22 protein-coding genes are annotated in these 19253 nt (G+C 65.8%); 15 read left to right on the top strand and 7 right to left on the bottom strand.

All coding sequences use genetic code 11. From position 1 onward, the window contains the following. Window positions 1-63: 63 nt before the first annotated feature. Complete coding sequence (gene cysM, locus J8I34_RS03045; protein ID WP_029045701.1) at window positions 64-966, top strand: cysteine synthase CysM; 903 nt, start codon at window positions 64-66, stop codon at window positions 964-966. A gap of 72 nt (window positions 967-1038) precedes the next feature. On the opposite strand, the gene mltB is transcribed toward cysM, so the two are convergent. Continuing rightward, a complete protein-coding gene (mltB, locus tag J8I34_RS03040; RefSeq protein WP_029045700.1) occupies window positions 1039-2145 on the bottom strand; it encodes a lytic murein transglycosylase B in 1107 nt (368 codons plus the stop codon). Window positions 2146-2323: 178 nt separating this feature from the next. Between mltB and J8I34_RS03035 the strand changes: the two genes are divergently transcribed. From J8I34_RS03035 to J8I34_RS03005, 7 genes are all read left to right on the top strand, one after another. Further along, window positions 2324-3247, top strand: a complete 924-nt coding sequence (locus tag J8I34_RS03035; protein WP_209773257.1) for a histone deacetylase family protein — start codon at window positions 2324-2326, stop codon at window positions 3245-3247. A 12-nt stretch (window positions 3248-3259) separates the two neighbouring features. After that, window positions 3260-4063 (top strand): enoyl-CoA hydratase, encoded by an 804-nt coding sequence (locus J8I34_RS03030; RefSeq protein WP_209773256.1) that lies wholly within the window; start codon window positions 3260-3262, stop codon window positions 4061-4063. Between the two features lie 164 nt (window positions 4064-4227). Then, window positions 4228-5262 (top strand): methionine ABC transporter ATP-binding protein, encoded by a 1035-nt coding sequence (locus J8I34_RS03025; RefSeq protein ID WP_029045697.1) that lies wholly within the window; start codon window positions 4228-4230, stop codon window positions 5260-5262. Beyond that, entirely contained in the window at window positions 5252-5905 is a 654-nt protein-coding gene (locus J8I34_RS03020) for a methionine ABC transporter permease (protein WP_029045696.1), read from the top strand. Before J8I34_RS03025 ends, J8I34_RS03020 begins: the two co-directional genes overlap by 11 nt. Before the next feature lie 33 nt (window positions 5906-5938). Continuing rightward, window positions 5939-6736 carry a MetQ/NlpA family ABC transporter substrate-binding protein gene (locus tag J8I34_RS03015; RefSeq protein WP_029045695.1) on the top strand — a complete coding sequence of 266 codons (798 nt, stop codon included), beginning with the start codon at window positions 5939-5941 and terminating at the stop codon, window positions 6734-6736. Between the two features lie 228 nt (window positions 6737-6964). Further along, window positions 6965-7714: an electron transfer flavoprotein subunit beta/FixA family protein gene (locus J8I34_RS03010; protein ID WP_029045694.1), complete on the top strand. Its 750-nt coding sequence runs from the start codon at window positions 6965-6967 to the stop codon at window positions 7712-7714. An 18-nt stretch (window positions 7715-7732) separates the two neighbouring features. Beyond that, window positions 7733-8668 carry an electron transfer flavoprotein subunit alpha/FixB family protein gene (locus tag J8I34_RS03005; protein WP_209773253.1) on the top strand — a complete coding sequence of 312 codons (936 nt, stop codon included), beginning with the start codon at window positions 7733-7735 and terminating at the stop codon, window positions 8666-8668. A gap of 176 nt (window positions 8669-8844) precedes the next feature. Here the strand turns inward: J8I34_RS03005 and J8I34_RS03000 are convergent, their stop codons facing one another. Then, window positions 8845-10149, bottom strand: a complete 1305-nt coding sequence (locus J8I34_RS03000; protein ID WP_209805295.1) for a D-amino acid dehydrogenase — start codon at window positions 10147-10149, stop codon at window positions 8845-8847. Between the two features lie 108 nt (window positions 10150-10257). Here J8I34_RS03000 and J8I34_RS02995 point away from each other — a divergent pair, with 108 nt between their 5' ends. Further along, entirely contained in the window at window positions 10258-10761 is a 504-nt protein-coding gene (locus tag J8I34_RS02995; protein WP_029045691.1) for an Lrp/AsnC ligand binding domain-containing protein, read from the top strand. 32 nt (window positions 10762-10793) lie between these two features. Further along, window positions 10794-11969 carry a PA0069 family radical SAM protein gene (locus J8I34_RS02990; protein WP_209805347.1) on the top strand — a complete coding sequence of 392 codons (1176 nt, stop codon included), beginning with the start codon at window positions 10794-10796 and terminating at the stop codon, window positions 11967-11969. Between the two features lie 350 nt (window positions 11970-12319). Here the strand turns inward: J8I34_RS02990 and J8I34_RS02985 are convergent, their stop codons facing one another. The 4 genes from J8I34_RS02985 to J8I34_RS02970 form a co-directional block, all read right to left on the bottom strand. Next, complete coding sequence (locus J8I34_RS02985) at window positions 12320-12811, bottom strand: TM2 domain-containing protein (protein ID WP_029045689.1); 492 nt, start codon at window positions 12809-12811, stop codon at window positions 12320-12322. 127 nt (window positions 12812-12938) lie between these two features. Continuing rightward, window positions 12939-13097, bottom strand: coding sequence for a hypothetical protein (locus J8I34_RS02980; protein ID WP_198030793.1), 159 nt, complete (start codon window positions 13095-13097; stop codon window positions 12939-12941). 273 nt (window positions 13098-13370) lie between these two features. Beyond that, complete coding sequence (locus J8I34_RS02975; RefSeq protein ID WP_209773244.1) at window positions 13371-13790, bottom strand: hypothetical protein; 420 nt, start codon at window positions 13788-13790, stop codon at window positions 13371-13373. 182 nt (window positions 13791-13972) lie between these two features. Beyond that, a complete protein-coding gene (locus tag J8I34_RS02970) occupies window positions 13973-15079 on the bottom strand; it encodes a PQQ-dependent sugar dehydrogenase (protein ID WP_209805294.1) in 1107 nt (368 codons plus the stop codon). A 153-nt stretch (window positions 15080-15232) separates the two neighbouring features. On the opposite strand from J8I34_RS02970, the gene rpsP reads away from it, so the two are divergent. The 5 genes from rpsP (at window position 15233) to J8I34_RS02945 (ending at window position 18326) form a co-directional block, all read left to right on the top strand. After that, window positions 15233-15484, top strand: a complete 252-nt coding sequence (rpsP, locus tag J8I34_RS02965; protein WP_029045686.1) for a 30S ribosomal protein S16 — start codon at window positions 15233-15235, stop codon at window positions 15482-15484. 139 nt (window positions 15485-15623) lie between these two features. Next, a complete protein-coding gene (gene rimM, locus J8I34_RS02960) occupies window positions 15624-16208 on the top strand; it encodes a ribosome maturation factor RimM (protein WP_232232324.1) in 585 nt (194 codons plus the stop codon). 43 nt (window positions 16209-16251) lie between these two features. Beyond that, window positions 16252-17016, top strand: coding sequence for a tRNA (guanosine(37)-N1)-methyltransferase TrmD (gene trmD, locus J8I34_RS02955; RefSeq protein ID WP_209805293.1), 765 nt, complete (start codon window positions 16252-16254; stop codon window positions 17014-17016). A 92-nt stretch (window positions 17017-17108) separates the two neighbouring features. Next, window positions 17109-17501 carry a 50S ribosomal protein L19 gene (rplS, locus tag J8I34_RS02950; protein ID WP_029045683.1) on the top strand — a complete coding sequence of 131 codons (393 nt, stop codon included), beginning with the start codon at window positions 17109-17111 and terminating at the stop codon, window positions 17499-17501. Window positions 17502-17645: 144 nt separating this feature from the next. Further along, window positions 17646-18326 (top strand): CoA pyrophosphatase, encoded by a 681-nt coding sequence (locus J8I34_RS02945; protein WP_029045682.1) that lies wholly within the window; start codon window positions 17646-17648, stop codon window positions 18324-18326. A 20-nt stretch (window positions 18327-18346) separates the two neighbouring features. Here J8I34_RS02945 and J8I34_RS02940 read toward each other — a convergent pair whose 3' ends face one another. Then, a complete protein-coding gene (locus J8I34_RS02940; RefSeq protein WP_209805292.1) occupies window positions 18347-19192 on the bottom strand; it encodes a sulfurtransferase in 846 nt (281 codons plus the stop codon). Window positions 19193-19253: the final 61 nt, after the last annotated feature.

The following is a 19253-nucleotide window of genomic DNA, read 5'->3' as shown; positions in this document are numbered from 1 at the left end:
AGGGAAAGGGGACTGGATTACAATGGCCGGCGAACCTGACCTACCCTCGCCACCCCCTCCCCCATGGCTTACAAGACTATTGAAGACACCATCGGCAATACGCCGCTGGTCAGATTGCAGCGCATTCCCGGTGCCGCCAACGACGCGCGCGGCAATGTGATTCTCGGCAAGCTGGAAGGCAACAACCCCGCCGGTTCGGTCAAGGACCGCCCGGCGGTATCGATGATTGCCCGTGCCGAGGCGCGTGGCCGCATCAAGCCGGGGGACACGCTGATCGAGGCGACGTCGGGCAATACCGGCATCGCGCTGGCCATGGCGGCCGCCATCCGCGGCTACAAGATGGTGCTGATCATGCCGGAGGATCTGAGCCTGGAGCGCCGGCAGAGCATGGCGGCCTACGGTGCCGAAATCGTCCTGACCCCGGTTAAGGGCGGCATGGAATACGCCCGCGACCTGGCGGACGCGATGGAGCGCGAAGGCAAGGGCGTCATCCTCGACCAGTTCGCCAACCCGGACAACCCGCAAGCGCACTATGAAGGCACTGGCCCCGAGATCTGGCGCGATACCGAAGGCCGTGTCACCCATTTTGTTTCGGCAATGGGCACCACCGGCACCATCACCGGCGTGTCGCGCTATTTGAAAGAGCAGAACCCGGCGATCCAGGTCATCGGCGCCCAGCCGGCCGAAGGCTCTCGCATCCCGGGCATCCGCAAGTGGCCGGAAGCCTACCTGCCCAAGATCTATGACCCCGCGCATATCGACCGCACCGAGCCCGTGAGCCAGGCCGATGCCGAGCACATGGCGCGGCGCATGGCGGCTGAAGAAGGCATCTTCTGCGGCATCTCGGCGGCCGGCGCATTGTGCGTTGCGCTGCGGATTGCCGAGGAAGTGGAGAACGCCACCATCGTCTTCGTGGTGTGCGATCGCGGCGACCGCTACCTGTCGACCGGAGTGTTCCCGGCTTGATCCGGGAGGCGATGCCAGACAGAAAAGCCTCGCGCAAGCGAGGCTTTTTTGCGTCCGGGTGTCAGGTTTGGCTCAGCCCATCGCCGCCTTGACCGCTTCGCCCAGCTGGTACACCGCCAGCGCGTAGAAGAAACTGCGGTTATAGCGCGTCAGCACATAGAAGTTGCGCAGGCCCAGCAGGTACTCGGTAGGCTGGTCCGGCGTGGGCAGGTCGACCACCAGCACGCCGGTCTCGCCTTCGCGTGCCGTGTCGATGGGCTCGTCCACGCGCAGGCCCGCGCGGGTGAGCTGGTTGAGCGTGCGTGTCGGCCACGGCTCGCCATCCGCCGCAGCGGTGGCGACGCCGAGGCTGCCGCTGTCGCCGGCAATGCGCCATGCCACCGGCCGGCCCGGTTCCCAGCCGTGCAGCTGCAGAAAGCGCGCCACACTGCCGATCGCATCGGTCGGGCTGTTGCGCAGGTCGATACGGCCGTTGTTATCGTAGTCGATCGCATATTCGCGCAGGCTGGTCGGCATGAACTGCGGGATGCCGATCGCGCCGGCGTATGAGCCCAGCACCGAGTACACATCGGTGCGCGTATCGCGGCACCACAGCAGGTAGTCGGCCAACTGGTTGCGGAACAGCGTGGAGCGCGCGGCGCGGTTCGGCGTGTCGGGGTAGTCGAAGGCCAGCGTCGACAGCGAATCGAGCACGCGGAACGTGCCCATGTCGCGGCCATAGATGGTTTCCACCCCAATGATGCCAACGATCACCGAGGCCGGCACGCCGAATTCGGCCTCGGCGCGGCGCAGCGTGTCGCGGTTGTCCTGCCAGAAGCGCACGCCGGCATTGATGCGGATCGGCTCGATAAAGCGCGAGCGGTAGGCGCGCCAGCTTTTGCGCCCGACGGTGGCGGGCGGCATGATCAGGCGCACCACGGTCGAGGAATAGACCGCCTGGCCGAACCAGTCCTGCAGCGCGCCGCGGTCGAAGCCATGGCGCGCCACCATTTCATCGATAAAGGCGCGGGTTTGCGGGTTGTCGCGGTAGCGGCCGGGTTCGATTTCTTCTTCACGCACGCTGACGCGGCGCTTGCCTGCGGCGAGAAGGCTGGGGGAGAGGCCGCAGAGTCCGAGTGCGGCAGCGGAAAGCGCGGCGCCCAGCAGGGGGCGTCGCAGTGAGCGCTGGGTGTCGGTCATGGTGTCCTTTGCAAGTCGCTCCGAGTATAGCGGATGCCACTGCAGCGACCCGGCGCGAACCCGGCACGAGCCCGCGGGAATCGGCTCAACCGCGCGCCTGCCGAGAGGACGCGCATTGGGTGGCTGGGTCCGCCCTGTGCTAACGTAGCGAATGGAGACAACCGAGCGACGACAAGAGATGCCGACCGGCTATTACACGCACCCCGAGTTCCAGCGGCACGAGATGGGGCATTTCCATCCCGAGTGTCCGGAACGCCTGCAGGCGATCGAGGATCACCTGATTTCGCACGGCCTGGACGGGCTGCTGGAACGCCGCGAGCCCACGCCGGCCACACGCGAGCAGATCGAGCGCGTGCACCGGGCCGACTATGTCGATTCGCTGGAAAGCGCCAGCCCGGCCAGCGGCTACTATCCGATCGACCCGGATACGTCGATGAACGCCCACACCCTGAGCGCGGCCACGCTGGCCGCCGGCGCCGCGGTGGCGGCGACCGATGCGGTGATCGCGGGCGAGTTCGAGAACGCCTTCTGCTGCGTGCGCCCGCCCGGCCACCATGCCGAGCCGGACCGCGCCATGGGCTTCTGCTTTTTCAACAACGTGGCCATTGCCGCACGCCACGCGCTGCAGGCGCATGGGCTGGAACGCGTCGCCATCATCGATTTCGATGTCCACCACGGCAACGGCACCGAGGCGGCCTTCCGCGGCGACGAGCATGTGCTGATGTGCAGTTTCTTCCAGCACCCGTTCTACCCGTACAGCGGCACCGAGCACCTGGCGGCCAATATGGCAAACATCCCGCTGCCGGCCTACACCAACGGCATGGCCGTGCGCGAGGTGGTCGAGACCATCTGGCTGCCGCGCCTGCATGAGTTCCGCCCGCAGATGCTGTTCATCTCGGCCGGCTTCGACGCGCACCGCGAGGACGACCTGGGGCAGATGGGCCTGGTGGAACAGGACTATGCGTGGATCACCGGCCAGCTTGTCGACGTGGCGCGCACGCACGCGCAGGGACGCATCGTCAGCTGCCTGGAAGGCGGCTACAACCTGAGCGCGCTCGGGCGCAGCGTGCTGGCGCACCTGAAAGTCCTGCTGGAACGATAGGAGGCATCCGCCATGGCAGAAAACGATGCACGCCTGGACGCGCCGCTGCTGACCGAAACGCGCGATGCCGCGGGCGTGGCGCGCGTGACCATGAACCGACCGCAGGCCTTCAACGCCTTGTCCGAGGGCCTGCTGGACGCGCTGGCCGAGACCTTCGGGCGCCTAGCCGCCGACGACGCCGTGCGCGTGGTGGTGCTGGCCGGTGCCGGCAAGGCCTTCTGCGCCGGCCATGACCTGCGCGAGATGCGCGCCACCCCGTCGCACGACTATTACCGGCGCCTGTTCGACCGCTGCACGCGCGTGATGATGGCGATCCAGAAGATGCCGCAGCCCGTGATCGCGCGGGTACAAGGCATCGCCACCGCGGCCGGCTGCCAGCTGGTGGCGATGTGCGACCTCGCGGTAGCCGCCGATGATGCGCGCTTTGCGGTGTCCGGCGTCAACCTCGGCCTGTTCTGCGCGACACCGGGCGTGGCGCTGTCGCGCAACCTGCACCGCAAGCAGGCAATGGAAATGCTGCTGACCGGCGACATGATCGATGCCGCCACCGCGCGCGAGCGCGGGCTGGTCAACCGCGTGGTGCCGGCCGCCGCACTGGACGACGAGGTGGCGCGGCTGGCCGCCAGCATCTGCGCCAAGCCGGCCGCGGCCGTCGCTGCCGGCAAGGGGCTGTTCTACCGCCAGCTTGAAATGGGCATCGAAGCCGCCTATCAGCTGGCCGGCCAGACGATGGCCTGCAACATGATGGATGACTCCGCGCTGGAAGGCGTGCAGGCCTTCCTCGACAAGCGTGCGCCGTCTTGGCGTGGCGAATAGTAGACATTTCCGCGTTCTTTATGCTGGGTGCGCATAAAGACATCGGTAAAAATTCGTTTATGGTATGAAGCGAATCGCATAAAATACCCGCTTTACAAAAATAAGTGCGGCAACAGCGCTCGAGACAACCTCGCCTGTTGCCGTTTTCTTTTGGTCACCTTTACATGATCGAACTGCAAGGACTGTCGCAGCGCTTCCCGGGCGCGTCTGGCGACGTGCATGCATTGCGGGACGTCAGCCTGTCGATTGCAGCGGGCGAAGTCTTCGGCATCATCGGCCGCAGCGGCGCCGGCAAGAGCACGCTGGTTCGCGCCATCAACCTGCTGAACCGGCCCACCAGTGGCCGCGTCATCGTCGGCGGCCAGGACCTGACCGCGCTGGATAACGGCGCACTGCGCCTGGCGCGGCGCGAGATCGGCATGATCTTCCAGCATTTCAACCTGCTGTCGTCGCGCACCGTCTATGACAACGTGGCGCTTCCGCTGGAGCTGGCCGGCAAGCCCAAGGCGGAGATTGCCACTACGGTGCTGCCGCTGCTGGACCTGGTCGGCCTGTCCGCGCTGAAGGACCGCTACCCGGCGCAGATCAGCGGCGGGCAGAAGCAGCGCGTGGGCATTGCGCGCGCGCTGGCGAGCAAGCCCAAGGTGCTGCTGTCGGATGAAGCCACTTCGGCGCTGGACCCGGAAACCACCCGCTCCATCCTGGAACTGCTCAAGCAAATCAACCGCGACCTGGGCCTGACCGTCGTGATGATCACGCACCAGATGGAGGTCATCAAGCAGGTGTGCGACCGCGTCGCCGTGCTCGAGGCCGGCCAGGTGGTCGAGCAGGGCCGCGTGATCGACGTGTTCCTGCGTCCGCAGCACGACGTCACCCGCGCCATGATCGGCGATGTCATTGCGCAGGAGCTGCCCGCAAGCGTGCTCAAGCGCGTCGAAAGCCGGCTTGGCAACGGCCGCGATCATGTCTACCGGCTCGCGTTCACGGGCGAGGGCGTCGACCAGCCGGTGCTGGCGCAGGCGATCCGCCGCTACGGGCTGGACTTCAACATCCTGCACGGCCATATCGACGAGATCCAGGGCCAGGCCTTCGGCTCGCTGGCGATCATGGCCACCGGGGAGCTGGCCGACGTGAAGGCAGCGATGGAATACCTGCAGGCGCAAGGCGTCGTGGTGGAGGAGTTCGAGCATGTGGTCTGAGATGTCTGACCTGTTCCTGACCTCGTTCAACGAGACGCTGCTGATGGTGGCGATCTCGGGCGTGGTCGGCTCGCTGCTGGGCGTACCGCTGGGCGTGCTGCTGCACCTGACCAATCGCGGCGGCGTGCTGTCGCACCCGCTGTTCAACCGCACCATCGGCGTGGTGGTCAATGCGGTGCGTTCGATCCCCTTCATCATCCTGCTGGTGGTGGTGATCCCGTTCACGCGCTTTATCGTGGGTTCGTCGATCGGCACCACCGCGGCGATCGTGCCGCTGACCATCGCGGCGATTCCCTTTATTGCCCGCCTGGTCGAAAGCGCGCTGCGCGAGGTCGACAAGGGCCTGGTCGAGGCCGCCCAGTCGATGGGCGCGACGACCGGCCAGATCGTGTGGAAGGTGCTGTTGCCCGAGGCCATGCCCGGCATCGTCGCCGGCCTGACCATCACCTTCGTCAGCCTGGTCGGCTACTCTGCCATGGCCGGCGCGATCGGCGGCGGCGGCCTGGGCGACCTGGGCATCCGCTATGGTTACCAACGCTACATCACCGAGGTGATGGTGGCGGTGGTGGTGATCCTGATCATCTTCGTGCAGGCGGTGCAGAGCTTCGGCGACTGGCTCGTCCGGCGCATCAGCCACCGCTGAACCAAACGACTTTTAGAGATAGGTACGTACATCATGCAACGTCGCAACCTGCTGCAATGGATTCTCGGCGCCGCGCTCGGCGCCTCGCTGGCCACCGGCGCGATCGCCCAGGAAAAGCCGATCAAGATCGGCGTGACCGGCGGACCGCACGCCCAGATCATGGAACAGGTGAAGAAGGTCGCCGCCAAGGACGGCCTGAATATCCAGGTGGTCGAGTTCAGCGACTACATCCAGCCCAACGCCGCGCTGGCCGCCGGCGACCTGGATGCCAACAGCTACCAGCACCTGCCTTACCTGGAAGCCCAGATCAAGGACCGCGGCTACAAGTTCGCGCACATCGCCTACACCGTGACCTTCCCGATGGGCGTCTACTCCAAGAAGATCAAGTCGCTCGACCAGCTCAAGCAGGGCGCGCGCGTGGGCGTGCCCAACGATCCGACCAACGGCGGCCGCGGCCTGCTGCTGCTGCAGAGCAAGGGCGTGATCAAGCTCAAGCCCAACGCCGGCCTGAAGGCGACCCCGCTGGACATCGCCGAGAACCCGAAGAAGATCCGCATCGTCGAGCTGGACGCCGCGCAGCTGCCGCGCTCGCTGGATGACCTGGATGCGGCCGCGATCAACGGCAACTACGCGGAATCGGCCGGCCTGTCGCCGACCAAGGATGCGATCGCCATGGAAGGCCCGAAAGGCCCGTACGCCAACCTGATCGCGATCCGCGAGGCCGACAAGAGCAAGCCGTGGGTGGCCAAGCTGGTGAAGGCGTACCACTCGCCGGAAATCAAGCAATACGTCACTTCGACGTTCAAGGAATCGGTCATCACGGCCTGGTAAGCGTTGTAAAGCCTTGGTCACTTTGCGGGGTTCATCCAATCAGACGATCCCCGCAGGCCTGGGTTTGCGGCACAATCTCCGGACGGCTGGTGATTGCCGGGCTATGCCCGGCATCATTTTGCCGATAAAATAGTACGATCGTTCGAAAAACAGGAGAGCCGCCAACCCGGTGGTTATAATGACGAGCGAACAAAATTTCTGACTATCAGCTATCAGTGGAGTGAGCGCATGAAAGTACTCGTCGCAGTCAAGCGGGTGGTGGATTACAACGTCAAGGTCCGCGTCAAGGCGGATGGCACGGGCGTCGATCTGGCCAACGTCAAGATGAGCATGAACCCGTTCGACGAAATCGCCGTGGAAGAGGCCGTGCGCCTGAAGGAAGCCGGCGTCGTCACCGAAGTCGTGGCCGTCTCGTGCGGTGTCACGCAGTGCCAGGAAACCCTGCGCACCGCGATGGCCATTGGTGCCGACCGCGGCATCCTGGTGGAGTCGAACGAAGACCTGCAACCGCTGGCCGTGGCCAAGCTGCTGAAGGCGCTGATCGACAAGGAGCAGCCGCAGCTGGTGATCCTGGGCAAGCAGGCCATCGACGATGACTCGAACCAGACCGGCCAGATGGTGGCCGCGCTGGCCGGCCTGCCGCAAGCCACGTTCGCCTCGAAGGTGGTGGTGGCCGATGGCAAGGCATCGGTGACCCGTGAAGTCGACGGCGGCCTGGAAACGCTGTCGCTGAAGCTGCCGGCCGTGGTGACGACCGACCTGCGCCTGAACGAGCCGCGCTACGTCACGCTGCCGAACATCATGAAGGCCAAGAAGAAGCCGCTGGATACCGTCAAGCCGGAAGACCTCGGCGTCGACGTGAAGCCGCGCCTGTCGACCCTGAAGGTGGTCGAGCCTGCCAAGCGCAGCGCCGGTGTGATGGTGCCGGACGTCGCGACGCTGGTGCAGAAGCTGAAGAACGAAGCCAAGGTTATCTGAGCGCGGGGGAGATAGAACATGACTGCACTCGTCATTGCTGAACACGACAATCAATCGATCAAGGGCGCCACGCTGAACACCGTGACCGCCGCAGCCCAATGCGGCGGCGACGTGCACGTGCTGGTGGCCGGTTCCAACGCCAAGGCCGCGGCCGACGCTGCCGCCAAGATCGCCGGCGTGACCAAGGTCCTGCTGGCCGACGCCGCCTACTTTGGCGACGGCCTGGCCGAAAACGTGGCCGAGCAGGCACTGGCCATCGCCAACGATTACTCGCACATCCTGGCCCCGGCCACCCCGTACGGCAAGAACATCCTGCCGCGCGTGGCTGCCAAGCTGGACGTCGCCCAGATCTCGGAAATCTCCAAGGTCGACGCACCGGATACTTTCGAGCGCCCGATCTACGCCGGCAACGCCATCGCCACGGTCAAGTCGGACGACAAGATCAAGGTGATCACCGTGCGTGGCACCGCGTTTGACGCTGCCGCTGCCGAAGGTGGCTCGGCCGCCGTGGAAACCCTGCCGGCCGTGGCCGACGCGGGCGTTTCGCAGTTCGTTTCGCGCGAAGTGGCCAAGAGCGACCGTCCGGAACTGACCGCCGCCAAGATCATCGTCTCGGGTGGCCGTGGCGTGGGTTCGGGCGAGAACTACACCAAGGTGCTGACGCCGCTGGCCGACAAGCTGGGCGCCGCGCTGGGTGCCTCGCGCGCCGCAGTGGACGCCGGCTTCGTGCCGAACGACTACCAGGTCGGCCAGACCGGCAAGATCGTCGCGCCTCAGCTGTACATCGCCGTCGGTATCTCCGGCGCGATCCAGCACCTGGCCGGCATGAAGGACTCCAAGGTGATCGTCGCGATCAACAAGGATGCCGAAGCCCCGATCTTCTCCGTGGCCGACTATGGCCTGGTGGGTGACCTGAACACCGTGGTGCCGGAGCTGGTGGCCGCGCTGGGCTGATGCCGCCAGCTTGCCGGGGCTGTGACGCCCGGCAATGTTCGCAAAAGGAGCCGTTCCCGGGATTTCCCGCGAACGGCTTTTTTGCGTCTGGCCACCGCTGTGGAGGTCCGTGATCTCGGCCAAACAAAAAGGGCGGCCTGCGGGGCCGCCCTTGCGTTGCCTACGTGCCGGCGTTGTCAGGCATGCGCTGGCCGCGGCGCCACGTGATGGCGCGTGGGCTTGAAATAGCGGCCCACCGACAGGTCATCGGCACGGATCGCCGGCGAAGTCCCGGAAACCAGGTCCGACAGCAGCTTGCCGGAGCCGCAGGCCATGGTCCAGCCCAGCGTGCCGTGCCCGGTGTTCAGCCACAGGCCGCGTACCTGCGTCGGGCCGACGATCGGCGTGCCGTCCGGCGTCATCGGGCGCAGGCCGGTCCAGAAGGTGGCCTGGCTGACATCGCCGGCGCCGGGGAACAGGTCGGTGACCACGTGTTCGAGCGTGCGTCGCTTGGCCGGATCGAGGCCGCTGTCATAACCAACGATCTGCGCCATGCCGCCGACGCGGATGCGATCGTCGAAGCGGGTGATGGCGACCTTGTAGGTTTCATCGAGCACCGTCGACACTGGGCTGCGCGAGGCGTCGCTGAGCGGCACCGTGATCGAGAATCCCTTGAGCGGGTACACCGGCAGGTTGGACATGCCCGACAGGAACGGCTTCACCAGCTGCGTCGACCAGCTGCCCAGCGCCACCACCACCAGGTCGGCGGGGATCGGCTCGCCGTTGACCACGGCGCCGGTGACGGCATCGCCCTGCGTCATCAGGCTGTCGATCGAGCGGTTGTAGAGGAACCTGACGCCAAGCATCTCGGCCATCTGCGAAAGCCGTGTCGTGAACAACTGGCAGTCGCCGGTTTCATCATTGGGAAGGCGCAGGCCGCCGCTCAGCTTGTGGCTGACGGCGGCCAGCGCCGGTTCGCTCGCGGCGAGTTCTTCGCGCGAAAGCAACTGGTAGGGCACGCCGGCTTCTTCCAGTACGGCGATGTCCTTGGCCGCGCTTTGCAGCTGCTCGTCGGTGCGGAACACCTGTAGCGTGCCTTGCTGGCGGCCTTCATATGCGATCCCGGTTTCCGCACGCAACGCGCGGATGCAGTCGCGGCTGTACTCGGCCAGCCGCACCATGCGCTCCTTGTTCACGGCATAGCGCTCGGCGCTGCAGTTCAGCAGCATCTGCCACATCCACTGCAGCTGGAACAGCGTGCCGTCCGGACGGATGGACAGCGGAGCGTGCTCCTGGAACATCCACTTGATCGCCTTCAGCGGGACGCCGGGCGCCGCCCACGGCGACGCATAGCCCGGGGAGATCTGCCCCGCATTGGCAAAGCTGGTGCCAAGCGCGGGTCCCGCCTCGCGATCGACAACGGTCACTTCGTGACCGGCCTTGGCCAGGTACCACGCACTGGTGACGCCAATTACGCCACTGCCAAGTACGAGAACGCGCATTTCGGGGGCTCCCAACTACGATGTCAAGTTGATGAAGGATTTGTCTCTATACTATTGAATACAATCCAGTCATAGTTACCGAATTTCTCAGTAAAACAGGAAAAACTCATGAGAACGAGTCGCCAGCCCGTACGCAGCCTTGACCGGCTCGACCGCAGGATCCTGACGTTGCTGCAGGCCGACGGCAGGATCTCGATGAAAGATCTGGCGGAAGCGGTCGGCCTGACCATCACGCCCTGCATCGAGCGGGTCAAGCGCCTGGAGCGCGATGGTGTCATCATGGGTTACTACGCGCGCTTGAACCCGACCTTGCTGGGCAGTGCGCTGCTGGTGTTCGTGGAGATTTCGCTCGGCAATAAGTCGGGCAATATGTTCGAGCAGTTCCGGCGCGAGGTGCTGCGCATCCCGGAAGTGCTGGAATGTCACCTCGTGTCGGGCGATTTCGACTACCTGATCAAGGCGCGCATCCGCGAGATCGGGGAATACCGGCGGCTGCTGGGCGACATCCTGTTGCAGCTCCCCGGCGCCGCGCAGTCGAAAAGCTATGTCGTAATGGAAGAAATCAAGGAGACCCTGGCAATCCCGGTCGAGGACAGGAGCCAGCCGACCTGACCACCGAGGCCAGGCGAACCATGCCGGCAACCATGAAGCGCCCCACCAATTCTCCCAAAGACACGGCCACCGGCGCCGATACGCAGGCGGGCCCGCGGCCGCCCGTCGCACGCAAGGGACGCGGGGCGGTCAGCAACCTGCAGGGGCGTTTCGAGCGAGACCAGCGCGAGGCCTTCGACGACGGTTGGGGTGCTCCGGCCCTGGACGAGCCATCCGCCGCGCCGGCGCCGGAAACGCCATTGCCGCCGCTGCGCACGCAGGTGCGCATTGAACGTGCGCGTTCGATCCTGACGCGCAACGCGTCGCCGGATATCCCGTTCGACGTCTCGCTGAACCCGTATCGCGGCTGCGAGCACGGCTGCATCTACTGTTTTGCGCGGCCCACGCACGCCTATCTTGACCTGTCGCCGGGGCTCGACTTCGAAACCCGGCTGTTCGCCAAGGCCAACGCGGCCGAGAAGCTGCGCGAGGCCCTGGCTCGCCCTTCATACCGCTGCGAGACCATTGCACTGGGCGTCAACACCGACGCCTACCAGCCGATCGAGCGCGAGCAGCGCATCACCCGCGGCATCCTCGAGGTGCTGAGCGAGCACGACCATCCGGTCGCGCTAATCACCAAGTCTTCACTGATCGAGCGGGATATCGACCTGCTGGCGCCGATGGCCGCCAAACGGCTCGCGGTGGCTGCCGTGACCATTACCACGCTGGATTCGGACATCGCGCGCACGCTCGAGCCGCGTGCTGCCACGCCGTCACGGCGCCTGCGTACGATCCGTACGCTGACCGACGCCGGCATCCCGGTGGGCGTGAGCATTGCCCCGGTGATCCCGTTCGTTACCGAGCCTGACCTTGAGCGTGTGCTGGAAGCGGCGCGCGAGGCGGGCGCCGTTTATGCGAACTACATCGTGCTGCGGCTGCCATGGGAGGTGCGGCCACTGTTTGAGGAGTGGCTGCTGGCGCATTTCCCCGACCGCGCCGAACGGGTCATGAACCGCGTTCGCGACATGCGCGAAGGCAAAGCCTACGATGCCAGCTTTGCCACGCGCATGCGGGGCACGGGCGTGTGGGCGGACTTGTTGCGCCAGCGCTTCTACAAGGCCGCCGACCGGCTCGGCTTCCGCTATAACCGGTTCGAACTGGATACTTCGCGGTTCCGGCCACCCGCGGGCCCACGCGGCAAGGACGATCCGCAAGGCTCCTTGTTCTGAGCGGCTTCTGTGGCCTGCTGGTCGCCGATCATGCGGCTGGCCAGGTCCAGCGCGGCCTTCGCGCTCGATGGCGGCAGTCCAGAGGACAGCGCCAGCCTGACGGCAATGGCAGCCAGGCGTCCTTCGTCATACGTTGGCATGTCGATTGGTGCTCCTTTGCGCCGCCAGAGCCACGCTCCACCGCGCATGTCGCCGCCAGGATCGGACGGTCTTTCCAGTATGGGCGATTTGCGAGAAAGGGGAATTGCGGATTGCGCCCGCATTGACCTCGCGCAAATGCCGGCTGCGGTTAGCGCTTGCGTCGATGCTTGTGCCAACCCCAATAGCGTGGCATGACGCCGCCGCCGCGGCTATTGCGACAGCTCGCGCGCCGCCTCGACCTGCGATTCGAAGAAGGTCTGGAAACTGATTGCCAGCCCCGCCATCAGCAGGCCGGTACCGATCAGCAGCGACAGGATCACCAGGATCACGACCGGCCAGCCGGAGCGCGTGGGCCGGCCATGGGGGTTGAAGCGCGCATCCCACTTGTCGTCCGGGCGCAGGCCATAGACGATCGCGGACAGGAAGGCGCTGATGACCGAAACCCCGCCGGCAACGGCGAACGTCCAGTTGAGCGCGGGTGTCCCGGCGTCAGCCGCCATCGAGGCAATACCGATGGCGCCGGCCAGCAACCCCAGCAGGTGAGCCCAGCCGTACACGTCGCGTAGACCGCCCAGGTAAAAGCGGTGCGCCCCAAGGCTGCCGAGCAGGAACGCCAGCGCGACGGTCAGCAGCTTGGACTTGCCGCGAAGCGGGGCGGCGGTGCGAGTGGTTGCGGGACTGGCTGGCGTGGCGGCAGGCATGGCGTTGGGGGGCGTGCGTGGCAGTTCAGGTAAAACGGCGGCACGCGCGTGCCAGCCGGCAGTCATTGTACGCCGACGGTCACGGCCAGGGAGGTGAGAGGTGCATCAGCCGACGCGTGGAGCGACGCTAATGCCAGCCGCCCGCGAGCAGGCTCTTGATAAAGGTGGCGGCGCGTTCGCTGATATGCGTTTCGCCGTAAAGGACCAGGGTAAGGATACCCATGAACAGGATAGACAGCGATAACTGGCCAACGTGTTCGGCCAGGTCGCTAAGCAGGGGTGACATGACAAACCTCACAGAATTATTGTCATTCTGGAGGCTGCGCCCGAGCTGTCGTGATCGGGTCCGACAGGAGGTGTCGGGCAGAGGCAGGTCAGTTCGATTGCCGTCTGCACTGGACGGCACGCTGTGAGCCCCGGGCAGCGCCGGGCGGCAGCCTGTGTGCGGCACCCGGAAAGCGGGGCACACACTCAGATACAGACAGTCGGAGCGCGAGGCGAGTTCCGCAGCGAGTTCCACAGGGTGCCGGCGTTGCACGAACGCCGGCCACAAGGCGAATCAGCGTGCGCCGTTGTCGCGGCCGCGTGCCTGCCAGCCGGGGCCCACGTTGCCGGGGCCCACGTTGCCGGGGCGCGAGTCGTTGCGGGCGTCGGGAGCGTTGCCGCGCTGATCCTGGGCACGCGCGCGGTTGTCGTCGCGAGCGCCTTGCATGGCGGCGGCGCGGCGGCCGTTCAGGCGGTCGTCGGCGCGGGCACGGGCTTCCATGCGGTCGATTTGGGCCTGTACGTGATCGCGGCTTTCGGCGCGCACGCTGGCGACCTGCCAGCCGTCGCCGGCCTGCAGCCGCACCGGCCGGGCATCAGCACGGCTTTGTTGCCAGAATGCGACCTGGGCATGACTGGCGGCTACCGCGCCGACCAGGCCCGAGGCCACCAGGATGCCAGCCACCAGGTCGCGCAGGAGAGAGCGGGTGAGCATGCGGATTCCCAGGTTCCTGTCGCGCTAAGTTGCTGTTGGAAGATGGGTTCATGGTACGCATGGGCCATCGGGTCGCGCTATGCCAAGCGCGTTACCGGTGTAACGGATTGTTTCGGACGCACAGCCCTTGCCATTCCTCGTGTTTCCGCGGCTTTGCGGGCCTTGCTCGGGTCATCTCCAGCCTACGGCGCGTAGCGGATCCGATAAATCGCGCCGGCCAGGTCGTCACTGACCAGCAGCGAGCCGTCAGGGGCGACCAGCACGTCGGCCGGGCGTCCCCAGGGCCTGCCGCGCAGCCATCCCTGGGCAAACACTTCCTGCCGGACTGCCTTGCCGGACTCGTCCAGCACCACGCGCACTACGCGGTAGCCGGACGGCTCGCTGCGGTCCCAGCTGCCGTGTTCGGCGATGAACACGTTGTTGCGGTAAGCCGGCGGGAACTGGTTGCCGGTGTAGAAGCGCATGCCGAGCGCGGCCACATGCGCGCCCAGCCGTGCCACCGGGCCGACGAACTCCGAACACTTGCGCTGGCTGCCGTACTCGGGGTCGGCGACGTTGCCGGCATGGCAGTACGGATATCCGAAATGCTGGTTGGCGGCGGTGGCGCGGTTCAGCTCGTCGTCGCCCATGCGGTCGCGGCCGTTGTCGGTGAACCACAGCTCGCGCGTGGCCGGGTGCCAGTCGAAGCCGACGGTATTGCGCACGCCCCGGGCTACCACCTGCAGGTCGCTGCCGTCGGCCTTCATCTTCATGATGTTGGCGTAGCGGTTCTCGTCCTTCGCGCAGATGTTGCAGGGCGCGCCGACCGGGACATACAGGTATCCGTCCGGCCCGAAGGCGATGAATTTCCAGCCATGGTGCGTGTCGGTGGGAAAGCGGTCGCTTACCACCACCGGTTCTGGCGGGTTGTCCAGGCGGGCTTCGATGTTGTCGAGGCGCACGATCCTGGACACCGACGAGGCATACAGGCTGCCATCGCGCAAGGCCACCCCCGCCGGCATGCGCAGGCCGCTGGCGACGGTCCGCACGCGCGGTTTGGCGCCGAGCGCGTCGGTCACCGCATAGACTTTGCCCTCCCGGAGCGTGCCGACGTACAGTGTGCCCGCCGGTGACAGCGTCATGGCGCGTGCACCCGGCACGTCCTGCGTCAACACGTCAATGCGGAAACCAGCGGGCAGCTTGATCTGCTCGAGCGGCAGGGCCGCCGCCGCGCTGCCCGCCAGCAGGACCATGCCAAGCAGGGCGGATTGCCGTATGGTACGAAGCAAGAAGTGCAGGTGCGGGCGCATGTCGGGCCTCCTGTCGCGTTTTTTGCCACGATGCCCGCACGGCCCCGGCACGTCAATCACCTAAGTGTTTGTTTGGCCTCGGAAACTGGGCTATACTCTTGTGTTTCGTGTTCGTTTGAACACCCGGACACCCGTTTTCTGAGGAATCATCCCATGGTCGTTATCCGTCTGGCTCGCGGCGGCAGCAAGAAGCGCCCGTTCTTCAACATCGTCGCTACCGACTCGCGCAACCGTCGCGATGGCCGTTTCATCGAGCGCGTTGGCTTCTACAACCCGCTGGCATCGGAAGGCGAAGAAGGCCTGCGCCTGGCGCAAGACCGCCTGGCCTACTGGCAAGGCGTTGGCGCCCAGCTGTCGCCGACCGTTGCCCGCCTGGTCAAGCAAGGCGCCAAGGCTGCTGCCTGATTGCCGCTGGTCCATCGGACTGAGCGAACTATAGCGTGCCCGCAAGGGCACGTTCTTCGTTGCGCACGTGACTGAACGCAAGCAGCGGCCGCTGAACCGGCCGCAGGGCCAGCAGGGTGAGGCCCCCAAGGCCCTCAAGATGCCCGCGGCGCTGCTGTATGCCGACGCCCTGCCGGAAGACCTGGTGGAAGTCGGCTATGTCGGCGCGGCCTACGGTATCCGTGGCTGGATCAAGGTCCAGCCGCATGCCAATGACGCGTCCGCCCTGCTGCATGCGCGTCGCTGGTGGTTGCTGGCGCCGCCGCAGGCGGGGCTGGTGGCGGCCGGTGCGCAGCATGCCCAGCCGGTCTGCGTGAAGATCGCGCAGTCGCGCGAGCACAGCGGCACGGTGGTGGCGAATGCTGCCGGCGTGGCCGACCGCAATCTTGCGGAAGCGCTCCGGGGCCGTCGCGTGTGGATCCGGCGTGCGGATTTTCCGGCGCCGGAAGACGATGAGTTTTACTGGGTCGACCTGATCGGCTGCAGCGTCAGCAACGAGCAAGGCGAGTTGCTGGGCGAAGTGTCCGGCCTGATCGACAACGGTGCCCACCAGATCCTGCAGGTCGCGTACGCGCTGCCTGACGGCAAGGCCGGTGAACGGCTGATCCCGTTTGTCGATGCGTTCCTGCGCACGGTCGATACGGCCGGCAAGCGCATCGTGGTGGACTGGGGGCTCGATTACTGACCCTGGCACCGAGCCCGGCTTGTGCCCAGGAGGGGGAGAGCGGATGCAGTTCGATGTGATCACGCTGTTTCCCGAGATGTTTCGTGCGCTGACCGACTGGGGCATTACCAGCCGGGCAGCCAAGCAACAGCGGTATGCGTTGCGCAGCTGGAATCCACGCGATTTCACGGTGGACAACTACCGCACCATCGACGATCGCCCCTATGGCGGTGGCCCTGGCATGGTGATGCTGGCCAAGCCGCTGGACGATGCGATCGATGCCGCGGTGGCAGCGCAGGCGCAGGCCGGCGTGCCGCGGCCGCACGTGGTGCTGATGTCGCCGCAAGGCAAGGCGCTGTCGCACGCCAAGGTGATGGAGTTGGCAGAACGGCCTGGCGTGGTCCTGCTGTGCGGCCGCTATGAGGCCATCGACCAGCGGCTGATCGACCGCCGCGTGGACGAGGAAATCAGCCTCGGCGACTTCGTGCTGTCAGGCGGCGAACTGCCGGCGATGGCGCTGATCGACGCGGTGGTGCGCCACCTGCCCGGCGTGCTGGGCGACGCGCAGTCCGCGGTGCAGGACAGCTTCGTCAACGGCCTGCTGGATTGTCCGCACTACACGCGGCCGGAAGAATACGAAGGCGTGCGGGTGCCCGAGATCCTGCTCGGGGGCCATCACGCCGAGATCGAGAAATGGCGGCGCCAGCAGGCGCTGGCCAATACCGCGAGAAAGCGTCCCGATTTGATCGAGGCGGCTCGCGAACAAGGTTTGCTGTCCCGCGCCGACGAGAAATTCTTGTCGGAATGGGCGGCGAAGGAAGGGCGGTAGGCAACTCCCGCCAGGTAAAACCCCATCCTCTGCCGGGGCCCGGGACATCCTGGGGCATACAACGCCGGCACGATGGTTACGGAGAAAAAACGATGAACCTCATCGAGCAGATCGAGAAGGAAGAGATCGCGCGTCTGACCGCGAACAAGACCATCCCCGCATTCGCACCCGGCGACACTGTGATCGTCAGCGTGAACGTGGTGGAAGGTACCCGCAAGCGCGTGCAGGCCTACGAAGGCGTGGTGATCGCCAAGCGTAACCGCGGCCTGAACTCGTCCTTTATCGTGCGCAAGATCTCGTCGGGTGAAGGCGTGGAGCGTACGTTCCAGCTGTACTCGCCGCTGATCGCTGCCATCGAAGTGAAGCGTCGCGGCGACGTGCGTCGCGCGAAGCTGTACTACCTGCGCCAGCGTTCGGGCAAGTCCGCACGTATCAAGGAAAAGCTGGTGTCGAAGGCTTCCGCCGCTGCCAAGGCTGCGGAGTAAGCCGGACCCGCCGGTCGGGGCGACCCGGCCAGCGTTTCCTCAGGAAGGGCACCCCATGGGTGCCCTTTTTGCATTGGCGTACGGGCAACGGCCCGATTTTGCTGCGGCGCCGAATTGCGAGCTTCTGTCATACTTGCACTTGTTATGCGTCCCGCCTTCGATCCCGAATCCCTTCCCGTCGTCGACACCGACTTGCGCAATGCGCCATTGACCGAGCCGCGCTTGCAGGTCGACTTCATCCGGCACCGCTTCGAGTTGCCGCCCGCCTGGGCGCCGGAGCTGACCGACGAATCGCGCGTCTACGACCGCAGCCGCGGACTGCGCGATGCCGCCGTGCTGGTGCCGCTGGTGGAGCGTCGCGACGGCCTGACCGTGCTGCTGACCGAGCGCAACGCCAACCTGAGTGCGCATGCGGGGCAGATCAGCTTCCCCGGCGGCAGGCAAGAGCAGTGGGACACGAACCGCATCGATACGGCGCTACGCGAAACGGAAGAGGAGGTGGGCCTGGCGCGCGACTACGTGGAAGTGCTGGGCGCGCTGCCTGACTACATCACCGGCACGGGATTTCACGTCAGCCCGGTGGTCGGCCTGGTGCGCGATGGTTTCACGCTGCGTCCGGATGCCTCGGAAGTGGCCGATGTCTTCGAGGTGCCGCTTGCCTTCCTGATGAACCCGTCACACCATGAGCGGCGCCTGTTCCGCTGGGTCGATGGTGAGCGCCTGTTCTACGCCATGCCTTATCCGCGCGATGACGGCGGCCACCGCTTTATCTGGGGCGCCACCGCGGGCATGCTGCGCAATCTCTACCACCTGCTGGCGGCCTGAGCGGCCGCCTTGGACCTCTCTCAGGCTGCCGCCTGCTTTGTCTCGATGCAGTGCGGGCAGCTCTTGCCAATCACGTAGTGCGGGCTCTGTTGTTCTTCCGGCGTGACCACGGCACGGCAGGCAAAGCACTGCTTGGGCCCGGCGGGCTCCAGGTTCGGGTTCAGCGCGGTGCGGTAGTCGAAGACGAAGCAATCACCGCGATAGTGGCTGCCGCCCACTTCCTCGAAGTACTTGAGGATGCCACCCTCGAGCTGGTAGACGCGCTCGACACCGACTTCCTGCATGTGGATCGCCGCCTTCTCGCAGCGGATGCCGCCGGTGCAGAACGACACCACGGTCTTGCCTTCCAGCTCCGCCTTGTGCGCGGCGACAGCCTCGGGAAATTCGCTGAACTTGGCGATGTCGTACTCGACGGCGTCTTCGAACGTGCCGACCGCCACTTCGAAGTCATTGCGCGTATCGAGCATCACCACCGGGCGGCCTTCATCGTCATGCCCCTGGTCCAGCCACCGCTTCAGGTCCACCGGTCGCACCGACGGTGCGCGGCCATTTTCGGGGCGGATCAGCGGCATCTTCATGGTGATGATTTCCTTCTTGGCGCGCACCAGCATGCGCTTGAAGGGCTGGTTCTCCGACAGGCTTTCCTTGGGCGCGATATCGGCGAAGCGCGCATCGGCATGCAGCCACGCCATGAAGCCGTCGATGGCTTCGCGCGGGCCGGCGAGGAACATGTTGATGCCCTCGGGCGCGAGCAGAATCGTGCCTTTCAGGCCGGCCGCCTCACAGCGCTCGCGCATGGCCGGGCGCAGGGTCTCGATGTCGTCCAGCGAGACGAATTTGTAAGCGGAGATATTGACGATCTGCATGGGGGACGGCGCCTGCACGTCCGCGCCCGGAAGGGCGGGAAGGGCTTGGCGGCTTGCGATA

This window comes from Cupriavidus phytohabitans (assembly GCF_017815025.1).
Classification (GTDB): domain Bacteria; phylum Pseudomonadota; class Gammaproteobacteria; order Burkholderiales; family Burkholderiaceae; genus Cupriavidus.
This window is presented reverse-complemented; position numbering and strand designations above follow the sequence as displayed.